The sequence below is a fragment of the Archangium violaceum genome (assembly GCF_016859125.1).
Taxonomy (GTDB): Bacteria; Myxococcota; Myxococcia; order Myxococcales; family Myxococcaceae; genus Archangium; species Archangium violaceum_A.
The window spans coordinates 1272989-1287699 of the sequence record NZ_CP069338.1 but is presented as its reverse complement, the minus strand read 5'-3'; the positions used below and the strand labels follow the sequence as shown (position 1 = coordinate 1287699).

The following is a 14711-nucleotide window of genomic DNA, read 5'->3' as shown; positions in this document are numbered from 1 at the left end:
CGCCCTCTCCCTCCGGGAGAGGGTCGGGGTGAGGGTAGGTGTCAAAGTGTTCCACCCGGGGATTCGTGGCCCGGTTCCAGGACGACTACTGTGCGGGACCGAGATGCGCTTCAAGTTCGTCCACGCCGCCGACCTGCACCTGGATACTCCCTTCCGAGGAGTCCCCGCCGACTCGGGGCTGCTGAGCACCTTCCAGCAGGCCACCTTCCGGGCCTTCTCCCGCATCGTGGACCTGTGCCTGCGCGAGCACGTGGCCTTCCTGCTGCTCGCGGGAGATCTCTTCGACGCGAAGGACCGCTCGGTGCGCGCGCGACTGGCGCTGAGGCGCGAGCTGGACCGGCTGGACGTGGCGGGCATCCAGACCTTCATCGTGCACGGCAACCATGATCCACTGAGCGGGGACACGGGAGCCCTCGGTCTGCCCGGCTCGGTAAAGGTCTTCGGTGCCGACTGGGAGGAGGAGGAGGTCCGGAGGGACGGACGGCTCCTGTGCCGGGTGCAGGGAATCTCCTACCCAGAAGTGGAGGTGCGCGAGAACCTGTCGGCGCGCTTCCGCCGGACGGCGCCGGACTTCACGGTGGGCCTGCTGCACGCGAACCTGGGCGGGGTGGAGGGCCACGGCAACTACGCGCCCTGCACGGTGGAGGACCTGTCCGCACGAGGCCTGGATTACTGGGCATTGGGCCACGTGCACACCCGTGCCGAGTACACGCTCGGGGGTGGGGCGGTGGCCGTGTACCCGGGCAACCCGCAGGGGAGGCACGTCAACGAGCCGGGCGAGCGCGGCTGCATGCTGGTGGAGGTCGAGGACGGGAGGACGCGGCGCCGCTTCGTCCCGGTGGACCGGGTGCGCTGGCACCGGCTGGAGGTGTCGCTCGAGGGGCTCGGGTCGCTCGACGCGCTCTTGGCCGCGGTGACGGAGCAGGTGGACGCGAGCTGCGCGGACGAGCTGGAAGGCCACGCGGTGCGCCTCACGCTCACGGGCCGGGGACCGCTGCACCGCGAGCTGTCCAGAGCCGAGGCGCTCACCCAGCTCGAAGCGGACCTGCGCGAGCAGCTCGCCCAGCGACACCCGCCGGTGCTGGTGGAGTCCCTGCGTGACGCGAGTCGGCCCGAGCTGGACCTCGAGACGGTGCGCCTGGCGGGAGGCTTCTCCGGGACATTGCTGGCCGAGGCCGAGTCACTGACGAAGGACCCCGAGGCCCTGGCCGCGCTGTGGGCGGAGGACGCGGAGCTGCGCTCGTTGTGCCAGCGCTTGAAGAGGCTGGGCGTGGACGCGCTGGAGAAGCCCCGGCCGGAGTGGGTGGAGCAGGCGGGAGTGCGGGTGGTGGAGCAGCTGCACGAGGAGGACGAGGCGTGAGAGGGGGACTGCGAATCGACGTGCTGCGCGTCCTCGGCTTCGGCCACTTCTCCGGCTACGAGCTGGAGTTGGGGCCGGGCCTCAACCTGCTGTACGGGCCGAACGAGGCGGGCAAGAGCACGCTGCTCGCCTTCATCCGCGGCATGTTGTTCGGCCTCGAGAAGCGGGGCCGCTCGGAGTCCCGGTACGAGCCCGAGGCGGGGACCTTCGGGGGAGAGCTGTGCGTGAGCTCGGGCGTGGGCCCGCTGGTGGTGCGCCGCGTGGCGGACAAGCGCGGCAGGGCGCCGGTGACGGTGCTCAGCCCGGAGGGACACGAGCTGCTCTCCTCGCGGCTGGACGAGGCACTGGCGCACGTCTCCCGCGAGCTCTTCTGCGAGGTCTTCGCCTTCAGCCTGGACGAGCTGTCCAGCTTCGAGATGCTGGCCGAGGAGGACGGAGTCTCCCGGGCGCTCTTCGCCGCCGGTCTGCGAGGTGCGCGCAGGCTGCCGGAGGTGGAGAAGCACCTGGAGAAGCGGGCCGGAGAGCTCTTCAAGGTGAGCGGGAAGAACCCCGAGCTCAACCAGCTCCTCCGCCAGCTGGAGGAGGTTCGAGGGCAGCTCGACAAGCTCAAGGATCGCCCGGAGAAGTACTTCGAGGAGCGCGAGCGGCTGGCGTCCCTGGGGAGGCAGCAGGAGGAGACGGCGGCGCTCCATGCGTCCCTCGCGCGTGAGCTGGAGCGGCTGTCCCGGCTGGAGTCGGCGCTCGGAGACCTGGGGGAACTGGCGCGCCTGAGAGTGGAGCTGGCCGCGCTGCCGGACCTGTCGGCCTTCCCGATGGGAGGAGAGGCCCGGTTGGATGAGGTGCTCCACCGGTTGAAGGAGCTCCGCGCCGAGCAGGCCCGCGTCGAGCAACTGTTGTCCGGGGCAAGAGCCGAGCTGTCCCGGCTGTCCGCCTCCTCGGCGGTGCGGGAGCGGGAGGAGGGGCTGCGTTCGGTGCTGGTGGCCTTCACCGCGCGGGCCGAGCTCCTGAGGGCACTGCCAGGCCGCCGCGCGGCGCTCGATGCGAGACGCCGGGAGGTGGAGCAGGCCCTGGGTGGGTTGGGGCTGCGCGTGGACGCGGCGGGGCTGCTGGCGCTCGAACTGGGCGCCGCGGCGCGAGGGGCGCTGGAGTCCCTGGCGGATCGCCTGTCGAGGGCGGAGGCCGAGCGACGCGAGGCGGAGGTGGCGCTCGGGCGGGCGCGTGCGGAGCGGGAGCGCATCGAGGCCTCCCTGGCGAGGCTCGAGGCGGAGCGCGCGAAGCTCCCGGACGTCTCCGCGGCGGAGCTCCGCCAGCGGCAGGCGGCCCTGGGTCGCACGAAGTTGCTGCGTGTGGAGCGGGACCAGGTCGCGGCGCAGCGGGCGGAGATGCAGCAGCGGCTCCAGGCCCTGCGAGCCCAGGCGGAGCCCGAGCCCGGAGCGGCCCCCGCGCCCTGGTCGGTGCTGCTGGGGGTGCTGGTGGCGGTCATCTGGGTGGGGACGCTGTGGCTCCACTCGGGGGTGACGGAGGCCGCCATCGCCCTGCTGGGGGCGCTGTTTCTCGTCGTGCCGCTGGCGCTCGGTTACCGGCGTGCGGTGAGGAGCCATCAGCGGGCGGTGGACGCCCACGCCGCGCGCCAGCACCAGCGTGCCCAGGAAGTAGCCCGGCAGCAGTCGGCGCTGGACACCCTGACGGGACGGTTGGTGGGGCTGGAGCGGGAACTGGCGACGGCCGCGAGCGAGGCGGGCGTATCGGCCCAGGCGACGGTGGCCGGGCTCGCCGGGGCGGACGCGGCACTGGCGGAGGCGCTGCGGCAGGCGGAGCGCGTGGAGCACCTCGGGCGCGAGCGTGAGGCACGCGAGGCGGAGCGGGACGGCGTGGTGCGCGAGGCCCAATCCGCGGAGCTGGCGGGACGGCGGGCCGACCTGCAGGCGAGGACGCTCCGGGCCGAGCTGGCCGCGTTGCTGGAAGCGCGAGGCTTCCCCACGGACCTCTCTCCCCTGCGGGCGCTGGCGCTGTGGCGCGACGCGGCCGAGCAGCGGCAGCGGCTGGCGGACCTGGAGGCCGACGCGCGGGCCCTGGCCGTGGACGAGGCCGCCTGTGAAGCGGTCGTCTCGCGGTTGCACGAGGAAGCCCGGGCCGTGGGGCTCCCGGAGGGGCCGGCGGAGTCGGTGGCCGCGCGGGTGGCCTCGGAGCTGGAGGATCTGAAGACCCGGGACGCCCAGGCGAAGACCCTGCGTGCACGCGGAGACGAGTGGGCGGCGGACAGGGCCCGGCTCACGCGCCTGCGGGAGTCCGAGGAGCAAGCGGTGGCGGCGCTGCTGGCCCAGGGCGGTGGCGACACCGAGGAGTCCTTCCGGCAGCGGGCGCGGCAGGCGGAGCGCTTCGACACACTCACCCGCCGCGCACGAGAGCTGACCTGGCGCATCGAGGCCACCACGGGCCTGGAGGAAGCGACGGCGCGGGAATCCATCCTGTTGGCGGGAGGCGAGGAGCGCCTGAAGGAGAAGCTGGCACAGCTGCGGATGCAGGAGCCCGCCTGCGCCGAGCGCCTGAAGGTGCTGCACACCGAGTACGGCGCCGCCCGGAACCAGCTCGCGCAGTGGGAGAGCGACGAGCAGGTGGCCGCGCTGCGGATTCAAGAGGAGCGGCTGCGGGCCCGGGCCGCGGAGCTGGCCACGCGCTATGCCCAGGACCGACTGGCGCTGGCCCTGCTGGCCCGAGCGCGGCGGCGCTTCGAGGAGGAGCAGCAGCCGCGCGTCATCCAGCTCGCCTCGGAGCACTTCGCGACGCTCACGGGAGGCCGGTACCGGCGGGTGTTCGTCCCCGCGGGAGGCAAGCGGGAGCTGCGGGTGAGTGACGCACGCAGGGACTGGAGCGCCGAGCAGCTCTCGCGAGGCACCCGGGAGCAGCTCTACCTGGCGTTCCGGCTGGCGGTCATCCAGGACTTCGGGGAGACGCGCGGGGCGTTGCCGCTCATCGTGGACGACATCCTGGTCAACTTCGACCTGGAGCGGACGCGCGGCACGCTCCGGCTGCTGTCCCGCCTGTCCGAGCACCACCAGGTCATCGCCTTCACCTGCCACCCATGGATGCGCGAGTGCTTCGAGGCCGAGGGCGCGCGGGTGGTGGAGCTGACGTCCGGAGGGCCCGGAAAGCTCGAGGCCGCGAGCCCCCGGGGACAAGCCTCGGGAGTCGCGGCCTCGACGGGGCGGGTGGGGTGAGGGAAGAGAGAGGAAAGACCCTCACCCCGCCTGCGTGTCTCAGAACTGGTGGGCCTCGGTGGAGTCGTTCAGGGCCAGGGTGCTGGCGCAGCCACCGGAGATGACCTCGGCGACCTTGTCGAAGTAGCCGGTGCCGACCTCACGCTGGTGACGCGTGGCCGTGTACCCATCCTTCTCCGAGGCGAACTCCTTCTGCTGCAGCTCGGAGTAGGCGGCCATGCCGCAGTCCTTGTAGTTCCGGGCCAGCTCGTACATGGCGTAGTTGAGCGCGTGGAAGCCGGCCAGGGTGACGAACTGGAACTTGTAGCCCATGGCGCCCAGCTCGCGCTGGAACTTCGCGATGGTCTTGTCGTCCAGGTTCTTCTTCCAGTTGAAGGACGGCGAGCAGTTGTAGGCCAGCAGCTTGTTGGGGAACTTCGCGCGGATGCCCTCGGCGAACTTCTTGGCCTGGTCGAGGTCCGGCGTGCTGGTCTCGCACCAGATGAGGTCCGCGTAGGGCGCGTACGCCAGGCCGCGGGCGATGGCGCACTCCAGGCCGCCCTTGAGGCGGTAGAAGCCCTCGGCCGAGCGGCCCGCCTTGCGGTCGATGAAGGCGTGGTCGTACTCGTCCGCGTCGCTCATCAGCAGCTTGGCGCTATCGGCGTCCGTGCGGGCCACGAGGATGGTGGGCACGCCCATCACGTCCGCGGCCAGACGCGCGGCCGTCAGCGTGCGGATGAAGTTGTTGGTGGGCACCAGCACCTTGCCGCCCATGTGGCCACACTTCTTCTCGCTGGCCAGCTGGTCCTCGAAGTGCACGCCCGCGGCGCCCGCTTCGATCATCGACTTCATCAGCTCGTAGGCGTTGAGCGGCCCGCCGAAACCCGCCTCCGCGTCCGCCATGATGGGGGCGAACCAGTAGCGGTCGTGCTTGCCCTCGGCGTGCTCGATCTGATCCGCGCGACGGAGGGAGGCGTTGATGCGGCGCACCACGTTGGGGACGCTGTCCACCGGGTAGAGGCTCTGGTCCGGGTACATCTGCCCGGCGGTGTTGGCGTCGGCCGCCACCTGCCAGCCGGAGAGGTAGATGGCCTCGAGACCCGCGCGCACCATCTGCACGGCCTGGTTGCCGGTGAGGGCGCCGAGCGCGTGGACATAGTCCCGGGTGTTCAAGAGCTCCCACAGCCGCTTCGAGCCCATCTCGGCCAGCGTGTAGCTGATGCGGATGGAGCCGCGAAGCTTCTCGACATCCGCCTCCGAGTAGTTGCGGGTGATTCCCTCGAAGCGCTGGGTGTGGAGCTTGGCGTGGGGAGAGGCCTCATTCTTCGTCGTCACGGCGTCGTACATGTCTCGGCTCCTCACTGAAATTCGTGGATACGGCGTGGAAGAGAAGGAACTGCGGTTCGTTGAAGACGGCCTCTCAGCCGTGGGACATCAGTGCTTCGTAGGCGGGCAGGGTGAGGAAGTCCTCGAACCTGTCCGCGGTGGAGAGCTTCTCGAAGAGGGCGGTGGCCTCCTTCAGACGCTCGGCGCCGTAGCGCTCGCTGGCGCCCTCGGACTCGATGCGCTTCACCTCCTCGGCGAGGACCTGTCGGAAGCGCTCCGGGGTGACGGGCTTGCCGTCGGCGAGCGGCACGCGGTGGTGCATCCACTGCCACACCTGCGCGCGTGAGATTTCAGCGGTGGCCGCGTCCTCCATGAGGTTGTAGAGCGGCACGCAGCCCAGGCCCCCGAGCCAGGCGGCCATGTACTGCACGCCCACGCGGATGTTGTGGCGCAGGCCCTCCTCGGTGCGCGTGCCCTCGGGCATGGCGATGAGGTCCGCCTCGGAGATGCGCACGTCCGGGCGCTGCTTGGAGAGCTGGTTGGGCCCCGGCATGGACTTGTCGAAGATTTCCCGGGCCACCGGCACCAGGCCCGGGTGGGCCACCCAGGTGCCGTCGTGGCCGTCGCGCACCTCGCGCTCCTTGTCCGCGCGCACCTTGGCGAGCGCCGCCTCGTTGGCGGCCGGGTCGCTCTTGATGGGGATGAAGGCCGCCATGCCGCCCATGGCGTGCACGCCGCGGCGGTGGCACACCTGGATGAGGCGCAGCGAGTAGTTGTGCAGGAAGGCCTTGTCCATGGTCACCTGCCCGCGGTCGGGCAGGACGAACTTCGGGTCGGCCTGGAGCTTCTTGATGAAGCTGAAGATGTAGTCCCAGCGGCCGCAGTTGAGCCCCGCCGAGTGCTCGCGCAGCTCGTAGAGGATTTCGTCCATCTCGAAGGCGGCGGGCAGCGTCTCGATGAGGACGGTGGCCTTGATGGAGCCGCGGGGGATGCCCAGCTCGCCCTGGGCCAGGTGGAACACGTCGTTCCACAGCCGGGCCTCCAGGTGGCTCTCCATCTTGGGCAGGTAGAAGTAGGGGCCGCTGCCCTTCTCCAGCAGGGCGCGCGCGTTGTGGAAGAAGTAGAGGCCGAAGTCGAAGAGCGAGGCGGAGACGGGCTTGCCGTCCACCTCCAGGTGGCGCTCCAGCAGGTGCCAGCCGCGCGGCCGGGCGAAGAGGACAGCCGTCTTCTCGTGGAGCGCGTAGTGCTTGCCGTTGTCGGCGGTGTAGCTGATGGTGCCGCGCACCGCGTCGCGCAGGTTGAGCTGCCCGCGCACCACGTTGTCCCAGGTGGGGCTGTTGGCGTCCTCGAAGTCCGCCATGAAGACATTGGCCCCCGAGTTGAGCGCGTTGATGATCATCTTGCGCTCCACCGGGCCGGTGATCTCCACGCGGCGATCCAGCAAGTCCTTGGGGAGCGGGGCGACGGTCCACTCCGACTCGCGGATGTCCTTCGTCTCGGAGGGGAAGCTCGGCCGCTCGCCCCTGTCATAGGCGGCCTGCACGGCCTTGCGTCGCTCGAGGAGGGACTCGCGCCGCGAACCGAAGGTGCGCGCCAGCTTCGCCACGAACTCGACGGCCTCGGGCGTGAGGATGGCCTCGTACTCGGGCAACCAGGCCCCGCGAAGGGTGACTCCCTGTCCCAGGGTCCGATGTCCCCCGGTGCGTTGCGACGTAGAGGAGGAGGGAACGGCCGCGTCCATGCAAAGCTCCTTGACGGGGTGCGTTGTAAAAAGCGCCAACGGGCTCCAATCTGTGTCCGTCCCGAGGAAGTGTGAACCCCCTATGATCGAAAGTCGACAGGTTTGTAAGGATGTCAACACGAGCGGGATTAAATTTGTAAATTGACCGACCTGAAAAAAGCGAAAAGGGGGGCTGCAATGGGGGGGAGGCGTGGTGCGTAGGGAGGAGTGAGGCCGGTTGAGGGTGGGGCCTCCACGAGGAGCGGAGCCATGGAAGAGACGAAGCAGTGCGTGGCGTGCAGGATGGACATCCGGGCGGATGCCGCGAAGTGCCCGCACTGCCGCGAGCGGCAGGCGGCGCCGGGGCCGATGCACCGAGGAGGAGAGGGGCGGGTGGTGGCGGGCGTGTGCCTCGCGCTGGCCAGGCAGCTGGGCCTGGACGTGGGGCTGGTGCGGGTGGCGTTCGTGCTGGCGCTGGTGGTGACGGGCGGGTCGGCGCTGGGGGTCTACCTGCTGCTGTGGATGCTCACGCCGGCGACGGCGATGGGGCGGGCGCCGGTGCAGCGGGTGATGAGCTGGGTGGGGAAGGTGGCGGGCTCGGCCGTGGAGGAGCCCCGGATGGAGCGCAAGGTCTGAAGCCCGCCTGCCCGCGGTAATTTTGTAAATGCCGAGGCGGCCCCCTCCCCCCTCGGGGGAGGGCGGGGGGTGAGGGTAACGGGCATCCCGGGTTCCCTACGCGTGGCATGACACGACGTCAGAGGTCAGGTGCATCCTGGGCGTACGAGTCAGAGAACCCCGGTTGTCCCACCTGACTTCAGAGGTGCTCACATGGCGGACAAGCCGCCCCGGCGCGAAGCCACATACGCGGACCTGGAGGCGCTCCCGCCCAACCAGGTAGGCGAAATCATTGGAGGCGAGCTGTACGTCAGCCCGAGGCCGAGGCCGAGACATGGTCGGGCGACCGTTCGTCTCATCGGTGCACTGAGCCCGTTCGACCGGGACGAGGGAGAGGAGGGACCTGGGGGCTGGGTGCTTCTCGTCGAGCCCGAGTTGCACCTGGGTGGCGAGGTCCTGGTGCCGGACCTGGCCGCGTGGCATCGCGAGTGGATGCCCGAGATACCCGAGCAGGTGGGTATCGAGCTCGCGCCGGACTGGGTCTGCGAGGTGCTCTCCCCCTCGACGGCGGCGATCGACAAGGGCCGGAAGATGGGCTCGTACGCACGCGAGGGCGTGAAGAACCTGTGGCTCGTGGATCCAGTGATACGGACGTTGGAGGTGTTCCGGCTGGAGAACGGCCGCTGGTCGACGCGGGGCACGCACGCGGGAGAGGTGACGGTAAATGCCGCGCCCTTCGAGGCGCTCTCCCTGGAGTTGGGGCGCCTCTGGGCGCGTTGATCAGGGCAGCTTCGGGCGGATGGGGCGGGGCGCCTCGGGGTTGACGTCGAGCAGGCGCACGCCATCTCCCTCCCGCACCGTGCCTCCGCGCAACACCCTGGCGAGCTGACCCCGCCTGCCCCAGGACTCCTTCAACAACCCAGGGCGGATGCGCTCGAGCTTCGAGCAGGGCACGCAGGGCTCGGTCAGCTCCACCACCACCTCGCCGCCGAGGGCCAGACGCTGCCCGGGCGGCAGGGACTCCAGCGGCAGCCCGTGGATGACCACGTTCTCCTTCAGCGCTCCGGGCCCGAGCCTCAGCGCATCATGGGAGGCCTCGTCCAGCAACAGGAGCTGCCGCTTGCCGTGGGGCTTCTTCTTCCCATGACGGTCGCCCACGAAACCCCGGCCCTCGAGGGCCTGGGCCTCGGGGACGCGCTTCATGGGGGTGCCTCGCTCCTGGGCGAGCAGCAATGCGCGGATGGTGCCGGTGGGAGTGTCCACTTCCGGAATCCTGTGCGTGGCCTCGTCCCACCGCAAGACGGATGCGGAGACTCGCGGGGGCGGGGGCGTCTGGCCCGTGTTATCGCACCGGCTCCCGTCGAGGAGGCAGCCACGTGAGCAACCAGAACGTTCGCATCGAAAAGGACACGTTCGGCCCCATCGAGGTGCCGGCCGATCGCCTGTGGGGCGCGCAGACGCAGCGCAGCCGGCAGAACTTCGCCATCTCCACCGAGCGCATGCCGCTGGCCCTCATCCGCGCCCTGGTGTTGGTGAAGAAGGCGGCGGCGATCGTCAACATGGAGAACGGCACGCTGCCGAAGGACAAGGGCGAGGCCATCGTGAAGGCCGCCAACGAGGTGCTCGACGGCCAGCATGACGAGGAGTTCCCGCTGCTGGTGTGGCAGACGGGCAGCGGCACGCAGACGAACATGAACGTCAACGAGGTGCTGGCCAACCGGGCCTCGGAGCTGCTGGGCGGCGAGCGCGGCGAGGGGCGCAAGGTGCACCCCAACGACGACGTCAACAAGGGCCAGAGCTCCAACGACGTCTTCCCCACCGCCATGAGCGTGGCCGCGGCGGAGGCCGTTGTGCGCAACGTGCTCCCCGAGCTGCAGGCGCTGCGGGACGTGCTCGCGGAGCGGTCGGAGAAGTTCCGGGACATCGTGAAGATCGGCCGCACGCACCTGCAGGACGCCACGCCGCTGACGCTGGGCCAGGAGTTCAGCGGCTACGTGGCGCAGCTGGAGCACGCGCGCAAGCACCTGGAGCTCGCGCTGCCGCACCTGTCCGAGCTGGCGCTCGGAGGCACCGCGGTGGGCACGGGCCTCAACGCGCCCAAGGGGTTCGCCGAGCGCGTGGCCCAGGAGATCGCCCGTCTCACGGGCCACCCCTTCGTCACCGCGCCCAACAAGTTCGAGGCGCTCGCGGCCAACGACGCGCTGGTGCACGCCCACGGTGCGCTCAAGGGGCTGGCCGCCGCGCTCTTCAAGATCGCCAACGACGTGCGCTGGCTGGCGTCGGGGCCGCGCTCGGGCATTGGTGAAATCACCATCCCCGAGAACGAGCCGGGCAGCTCCATCATGCCGGGCAAGGTGAACCCCACGCAGTCCGAGGCGCTCACCATGCTGTGCGCGCAGGTGATGGGCAACGACGTGGCGCTGTCGCTGGGTGGCGCGTCCGGCAACTTCGAGCTGAACGTCTTCAAGCCGCTCATCATCCACAACTTCCTGCAGAGCTGCCGGCTGCTGGCGGACGGCATGCGCAGCTTCCGGCTCCACGCCGCGGTGGGAATCGAGCCGAACCTCGGGCGCCTGAAGGAGAACCTGGAGCGCTCGTTGATGCTCGTCACCGCGCTCAACCCGCACATCGGCTACGACAACGCGGCGAAGATCGCCAAGAAGGCGCACAAGGAGGGCAAGACGCTCAAGGAGGCCGCCGTGGAGCTGGGCCTGCTCACCCCCGAGCAGTTCGACCAGTGGGTGCGCCCGGAGAAGATGATCGGCAACCTGTAGGAGTAGGCTGGGGCTTCGCCTGGTACGGAGGCAAGCCCCGGATGCACGAGGAGCATGAAGTCGAACTGCGCGTGGCCGTCGCCGAGGGGCTCCTCTCGCGGGAGGAGGTGGACGCGCTGCGCGAGGAGGCCGGGCGCGCGGGGATGAGTCCCCTGCGGCTGCTCGTGGAGCGGGGCCGGCTCTCCGAGGAGAGCCTCGTGTCCCTGCGAGGCCTGGTGAGGGAGGCGGTCCCGGACACCCGTCCGGACGAGGCGCCCCGCTTTCCCGTCGCGGGCTGGGAGCGCTACCAGCCCGTGAGGTTCCTCGGCCAGGGCGGCATGGGGCGGGTGTTCCTCGCGTACGATCCCCGATTGCGTCGCGACGTGGCCCTCAAGTTCGTCCGGGATGGAGACCCCGAGCTCACCCGCCGCTTCCTCACCGAGGCCCGCGCCCAGGCCCGGGTGCGTCACGCGCGCGTGTGCGAGGTGTATGAGGTCGGTGAGGTCGACGGGAAGGTCTTCATCGCCATGCAGTACATCGACGGGCAGCCGCTCAGCGTGCTCGCGCGAGCGCTCACCGTCGAGCAGAAGGCGATGGTGCTCCGCGAGGCCGCGCTGGGCGTGCACGAGGCGCACCGGGTGGGGCTCATCCACCGGGACCTCAAGCCCTCCAACATCCTGGTGGCACGCACCGCGGAGGGCTCCCTCGAGCCCTATGTGATGGACTTCGGGCTGGCGCGCGACTGGAACGAGCAGGGGACCGCCACCGGCACGGTGCTCGGCACGCCCCACTACATGGCGCCCGAGCAGGCCCGGGGCGAAGTGACGACGTTGGACAGGCGGGCGGATGTCTACAGCCTGGGCGCCACGCTCTACAGCGTCCTCACCGGCCAACCGCCCATTCCGGGCAGCAATGGCCTGGAGGTGCTCAACAACATCGCCAACTGGGAGCCGCGCCCGCCGCGCGCGCTGGATCCGGACCTGCCGGCGGACCTCGAGGCCATTGCCCTCAAGTGCCTGGAGAAGGACCGCTCCGCCCGCTACGACTCGGCGCGTGCCCTGGCCGAGGACCTGGATCGGTTCCTGGCGGGCGAGCCCATCCAGGCCCGTGCCGCGGGACTCGCGTACCGTCTGCGCAAGAAGCTCCGCAAGCACCGCGCCATCGCCTCGGTGGCCTCGGTCTCGCTCGTCGCCGTGGTGTTCGCCCTGGGGTGGGCGGGCCTCCAGCGCCGCGACGCCGTGCTGCGCGAACATCTGGCGCGGCGCTTCACCGAGCAGGTCGCGAGCGTCGAGTCCGCCGCCCGCTACTCGGACCTCTCACCCCTGCACGACACGCGCGCCGACCACGAGGCCCTCCGGGCGAGGATGACCGGGCTCGAGGAGGAGATCCGCCAGGGGGGTGAGCGCGCGGTGGGGCCGGGCCATTACGCCCTGGGGCGTGGCTACCTCGCCCTGGGTGACGAGGCGAAGGCCCGCGAGCTCCTCGACTCCGCGTGGGCGCACGGCTTCCAGGAGCCCCGGGTCGCCTATGCGCTGGCGCTCGTGATGGGCCGCATCTATCAGCGGGAGCTCGACGAGGCACGGCGGATCCGGGATCGGGACCAGCGGGAGGCCCGTCTGCGCGAGGCCGGGCGTCGCTATCGGGAACCCGCGCTCGCGTACCTCCGGCGGAGCGAGGGGGCGGACGTTCCCTCCGCGGGTTACGTGGCGGCGCTCATCGCCTTCTACGAGGAGCGCTACGAGGACGCCCTGGCACGGCTCGATGCCGTGGGGGATGCGCTCCCCTGGTTCTACGAGGCCCCGCTGTTGCGAGGCGACATCCTCGTGGCGCGTGCCTGGCGGCGGTGGGAGCGGGGCGAGCGCGATGGGGCGTTGGATGACTTCGATGCGGGCCGCCGGGCCTACGCGAAGGCCGCGAGCATCGGCGAGAGTGTGCCCTCCATCCACCGGGCCCTGGCGAACCTCGAGTTCTTCGCGCTGATGACGGAGTTGTATGGCCAGGGAGAGGTCCTGCCTCCCTTCACCCGTGCGCAGGAGGCGCTCTCCCGCGCGCTCACGGCCGCGCCGGACCACTACCCGAGCCGCGTGCTCCAGGCCCGGCTCTACCGGAGGCTCGCCGAGTTCCGGCTCCACCAGGGCGGCGATGTCGGGGCTCCGTTGAAGCAGGCCGAGGAGGCGGCGCGGAGTGCCCTCGAGCTCGCGCCCACGTCTCCGGACGCGCCCCTGGAGCTGGCGCAGATCCACTGGGTCTGGGGCGGCTACCTGGAAGGCCGCTCCGAGGATCCTCGTGAGCACCTGCGCCAGGCGGCCGGGTTGTTCGACGGCATCGCCCCGGAGGCACGGGGCGTCGAGTTCCACCTCAACCGGGGCCTCGTCTTCACCACGTGGGCCGACTACGAGGATCAACTCCGGGAAGACTCCTCGGCGCACCGGGAGGCGGCCATCCAGGCCTATCTGGCGGCCATTGCCCTGGACGAGCGCATGCCGGCGGCCTGGAGCAACCTGGGGACGGCGTACTTCTCCCGGGCCTCGCTCCCTCGCGCCAGTGCGCCCGAAGGAGACCTGGAGAAGGCCCGGGCCGCGCTCGAGAGAGCCCAGGCGCTCAACCCCGGCTTCGTGGTGCCCTACTACTACGCGGGTCAGGTCTTCGAGCTGCGGGCCCGGCTCCTGCGCGCGCGGGGGGCGGATGCCCGGCCGGAACTGGCGCTCGCCCTGGAGCAGTACCAGAAGGGACTGGCCATCAATCCCCGCTTCCTGGCGTTGCTCAACGGCATGGGCACGGTGCTGCTGGCCCGGGCACAGGAGGAGTGGGACCACGGGGGCGATCCCTTCGTGTCACTTGACGAGGCCCGGGCCTCCTTCGCGCGGATGCTGGAGCTGGAGCCGAAACATCCCGCCGCCCTCAACAACCTCGGTGAGGCGAGCGCGCGCCGGGCCTTCTACCAGACACGGCTCGGGGTGGAGCCCGGTCCGGCCACGCGGCTGGCGGTGGAGTCCTTCCGGCAGACGCTGCCGCTGCTTCCCTCCAGCGCGACGCCGTGGACGAACCTCGCCCTGGCCTCCACCAACCTGGCCCTCTTCGAACTGGAGCACGGGCGCGACCCGGGGGCGAATCTGGCGAGTGCGTCCGAGGCCCTCCGGGAGGCGCTCGCCCGCGACCCGAACGATGAGAAGGCCTGGCAGGGGCTTGGGGAGCTCCGAGGGCTGGAGGCCCGCTGGAGAGCACTGCGAGGGCGGGCCCGCGCCGGGGATTTCGAGGCGGCGGCACAGGCCTACGAGAAGGCGCTCACGCTGGCGCCGGACAACCAGGAGGCGCGTGTCGGCTTCGCCCACTTGTGCCGGGAGTGGGCCGTCTGGCTGCGGGGAGCGCACGGTGAACCCGGTCCGGTGCTGAAGCGTGCGCTCGGACTGGCGGAGGAACTGCTGAGGGCGGGACCCGGAGGGCCGGAGGCGCACGTCCTGCACGCGAGCGTGCTGGCGGAGCTGGCGGAAGGGGAGTCCGTTGCCGAGGAGCGGCGGAGTCTGCGTGCCAGGGCGCTGGAGGAGCTCACCGAGGCGCTCGCACGCAACCGCAACCTGGAGCCCGGAGGGAGTGGTCTCCTGTCGTGGCTGCGGCGGTCCGGCGCCGATTCGCCATAGTGGAGTATCCACGAAGTTCTTGGACCTGGTCCGAGAACCCGTGGATGTCCCCTCTCCCTCTGGGAGAGGGCTAGGGTGAGGGTGTTCCCCTGGACTGCGCAT

Annotated in this window: 9 protein-coding genes; 6 read left to right on the top strand and 3 right to left on the bottom strand. The window is 70.6% G+C overall.

Annotated features, from left to right (window positions below; genetic code table 11):
• Positions 1 to 103: 103 nt before the first annotated feature.
• Together JQX13_RS05485 and JQX13_RS05480 are read left to right on the top strand one after the other, a co-directional pair.
• Positions 104 to 1360 carry a metallophosphoesterase family protein gene (locus JQX13_RS05485; RefSeq protein ID WP_203408017.1) on the top strand — a complete coding sequence of 419 codons (1257 nt, stop codon included), beginning with the start codon at positions 104 to 106 and terminating at the stop codon, positions 1358 to 1360.
• Positions 1357 to 4578 (top strand): ATP-binding protein, encoded by a 3222-nt coding sequence (locus JQX13_RS05480; RefSeq protein WP_203408016.1) that lies wholly within the window; start codon positions 1357 to 1359, stop codon positions 4576 to 4578. The genes JQX13_RS05485 and JQX13_RS05480 overlap by 4 nt, the downstream gene beginning before the upstream one ends.
• A 39-nt stretch (positions 4579 to 4617) precedes the next feature.
• On the opposite strand, the gene aceA is transcribed toward JQX13_RS05480, so the two are convergent.
• Complete coding sequence (gene aceA, locus JQX13_RS05475) at positions 4618 to 5904, bottom strand: isocitrate lyase (RefSeq protein WP_203408015.1); 1287 nt, start codon at positions 5902 to 5904, stop codon at positions 4618 to 4620.
• A gap of 73 nt (positions 5905 to 5977) precedes the next feature.
• Positions 5978 to 7624: a malate synthase A gene (gene aceB / locus JQX13_RS05470; RefSeq protein ID WP_203408014.1), complete on the bottom strand. Its 1647-nt coding sequence runs from the start codon at positions 7622 to 7624 to the stop codon at positions 5978 to 5980.
• Between the two features lie 249 nt (positions 7625 to 7873).
• On the opposite strand from aceB, the gene JQX13_RS05465 reads away from it, so the two are divergent.
• Both JQX13_RS05465 and JQX13_RS05460 read left to right on the top strand, forming a co-directional pair.
• On the top strand, positions 7874 to 8239 hold the full coding sequence (locus tag JQX13_RS05465) for a PspC domain-containing protein (protein ID WP_203408013.1): 366 nt from the start codon (positions 7874 to 7876) through the stop codon (positions 8237 to 8239).
• 192 nt (positions 8240 to 8431) lie between these two features.
• A complete protein-coding gene (locus tag JQX13_RS05460) occupies positions 8432 to 8998 on the top strand; it encodes a Uma2 family endonuclease (RefSeq protein WP_203408012.1) in 567 nt (188 codons plus the stop codon).
• Here the strand turns inward: JQX13_RS05460 and JQX13_RS05455 are convergent, their stop codons facing one another.
• On the bottom strand, positions 8999 to 9481 hold the full coding sequence (locus tag JQX13_RS05455; RefSeq protein WP_239014554.1) for an MOSC domain-containing protein: 483 nt from the start codon (positions 9479 to 9481) through the stop codon (positions 8999 to 9001).
• A gap of 113 nt (positions 9482 to 9594) precedes the next feature.
• On the opposite strand from JQX13_RS05455, the gene fumC reads away from it, so the two are divergent.
• Positions 9595 to 10992: a class II fumarate hydratase gene (gene fumC / locus JQX13_RS05450; RefSeq protein WP_203408011.1), complete on the top strand. Its 1398-nt coding sequence runs from the start codon at positions 9595 to 9597 to the stop codon at positions 10990 to 10992.
• A 41-nt stretch (positions 10993 to 11033) separates the two neighbouring features.
• Positions 11034 to 14609 carry a serine/threonine-protein kinase gene (locus JQX13_RS05445; protein ID WP_203408010.1) on the top strand — a complete coding sequence of 1192 codons (3576 nt, stop codon included), beginning with the start codon at positions 11034 to 11036 and terminating at the stop codon, positions 14607 to 14609.
• Positions 14610 to 14711 lie beyond the last annotated feature (102 nt).

Excerpts from the sequence above, each read along its gene's own strand:
- JQX13_RS05485 (WP_203408017.1), top strand. The coding sequence starts at position 104 with ATGCGCTTCAAGTTCGTCCACGCCGCCGACCTGCACCTGGATACTCCC.
- aceA (WP_203408015.1), bottom strand. The coding sequence starts at position 5,904 with ATGTACGACGCCGTGACGACGAAGAATGAGGCCTCTCCCCACGCCAAG.
- aceB (WP_203408014.1), bottom strand. The coding sequence starts at position 7,624 with ATGGACGCGGCCGTTCCCTCCTCCTCTACGTCGCAACGCACCGGGGGA.
- JQX13_RS05465 (WP_203408013.1), top strand. The coding sequence starts at position 7,874 with ATGGAAGAGACGAAGCAGTGCGTGGCGTGCAGGATGGACATCCGGGCG.
- JQX13_RS05460 (WP_203408012.1), top strand. The coding sequence starts at position 8,432 with ATGGCGGACAAGCCGCCCCGGCGCGAAGCCACATACGCGGACCTGGAG.
- JQX13_RS05445 (WP_203408010.1), top strand. The coding sequence starts at position 11,034 with ATGCACGAGGAGCATGAAGTCGAACTGCGCGTGGCCGTCGCCGAGGGG.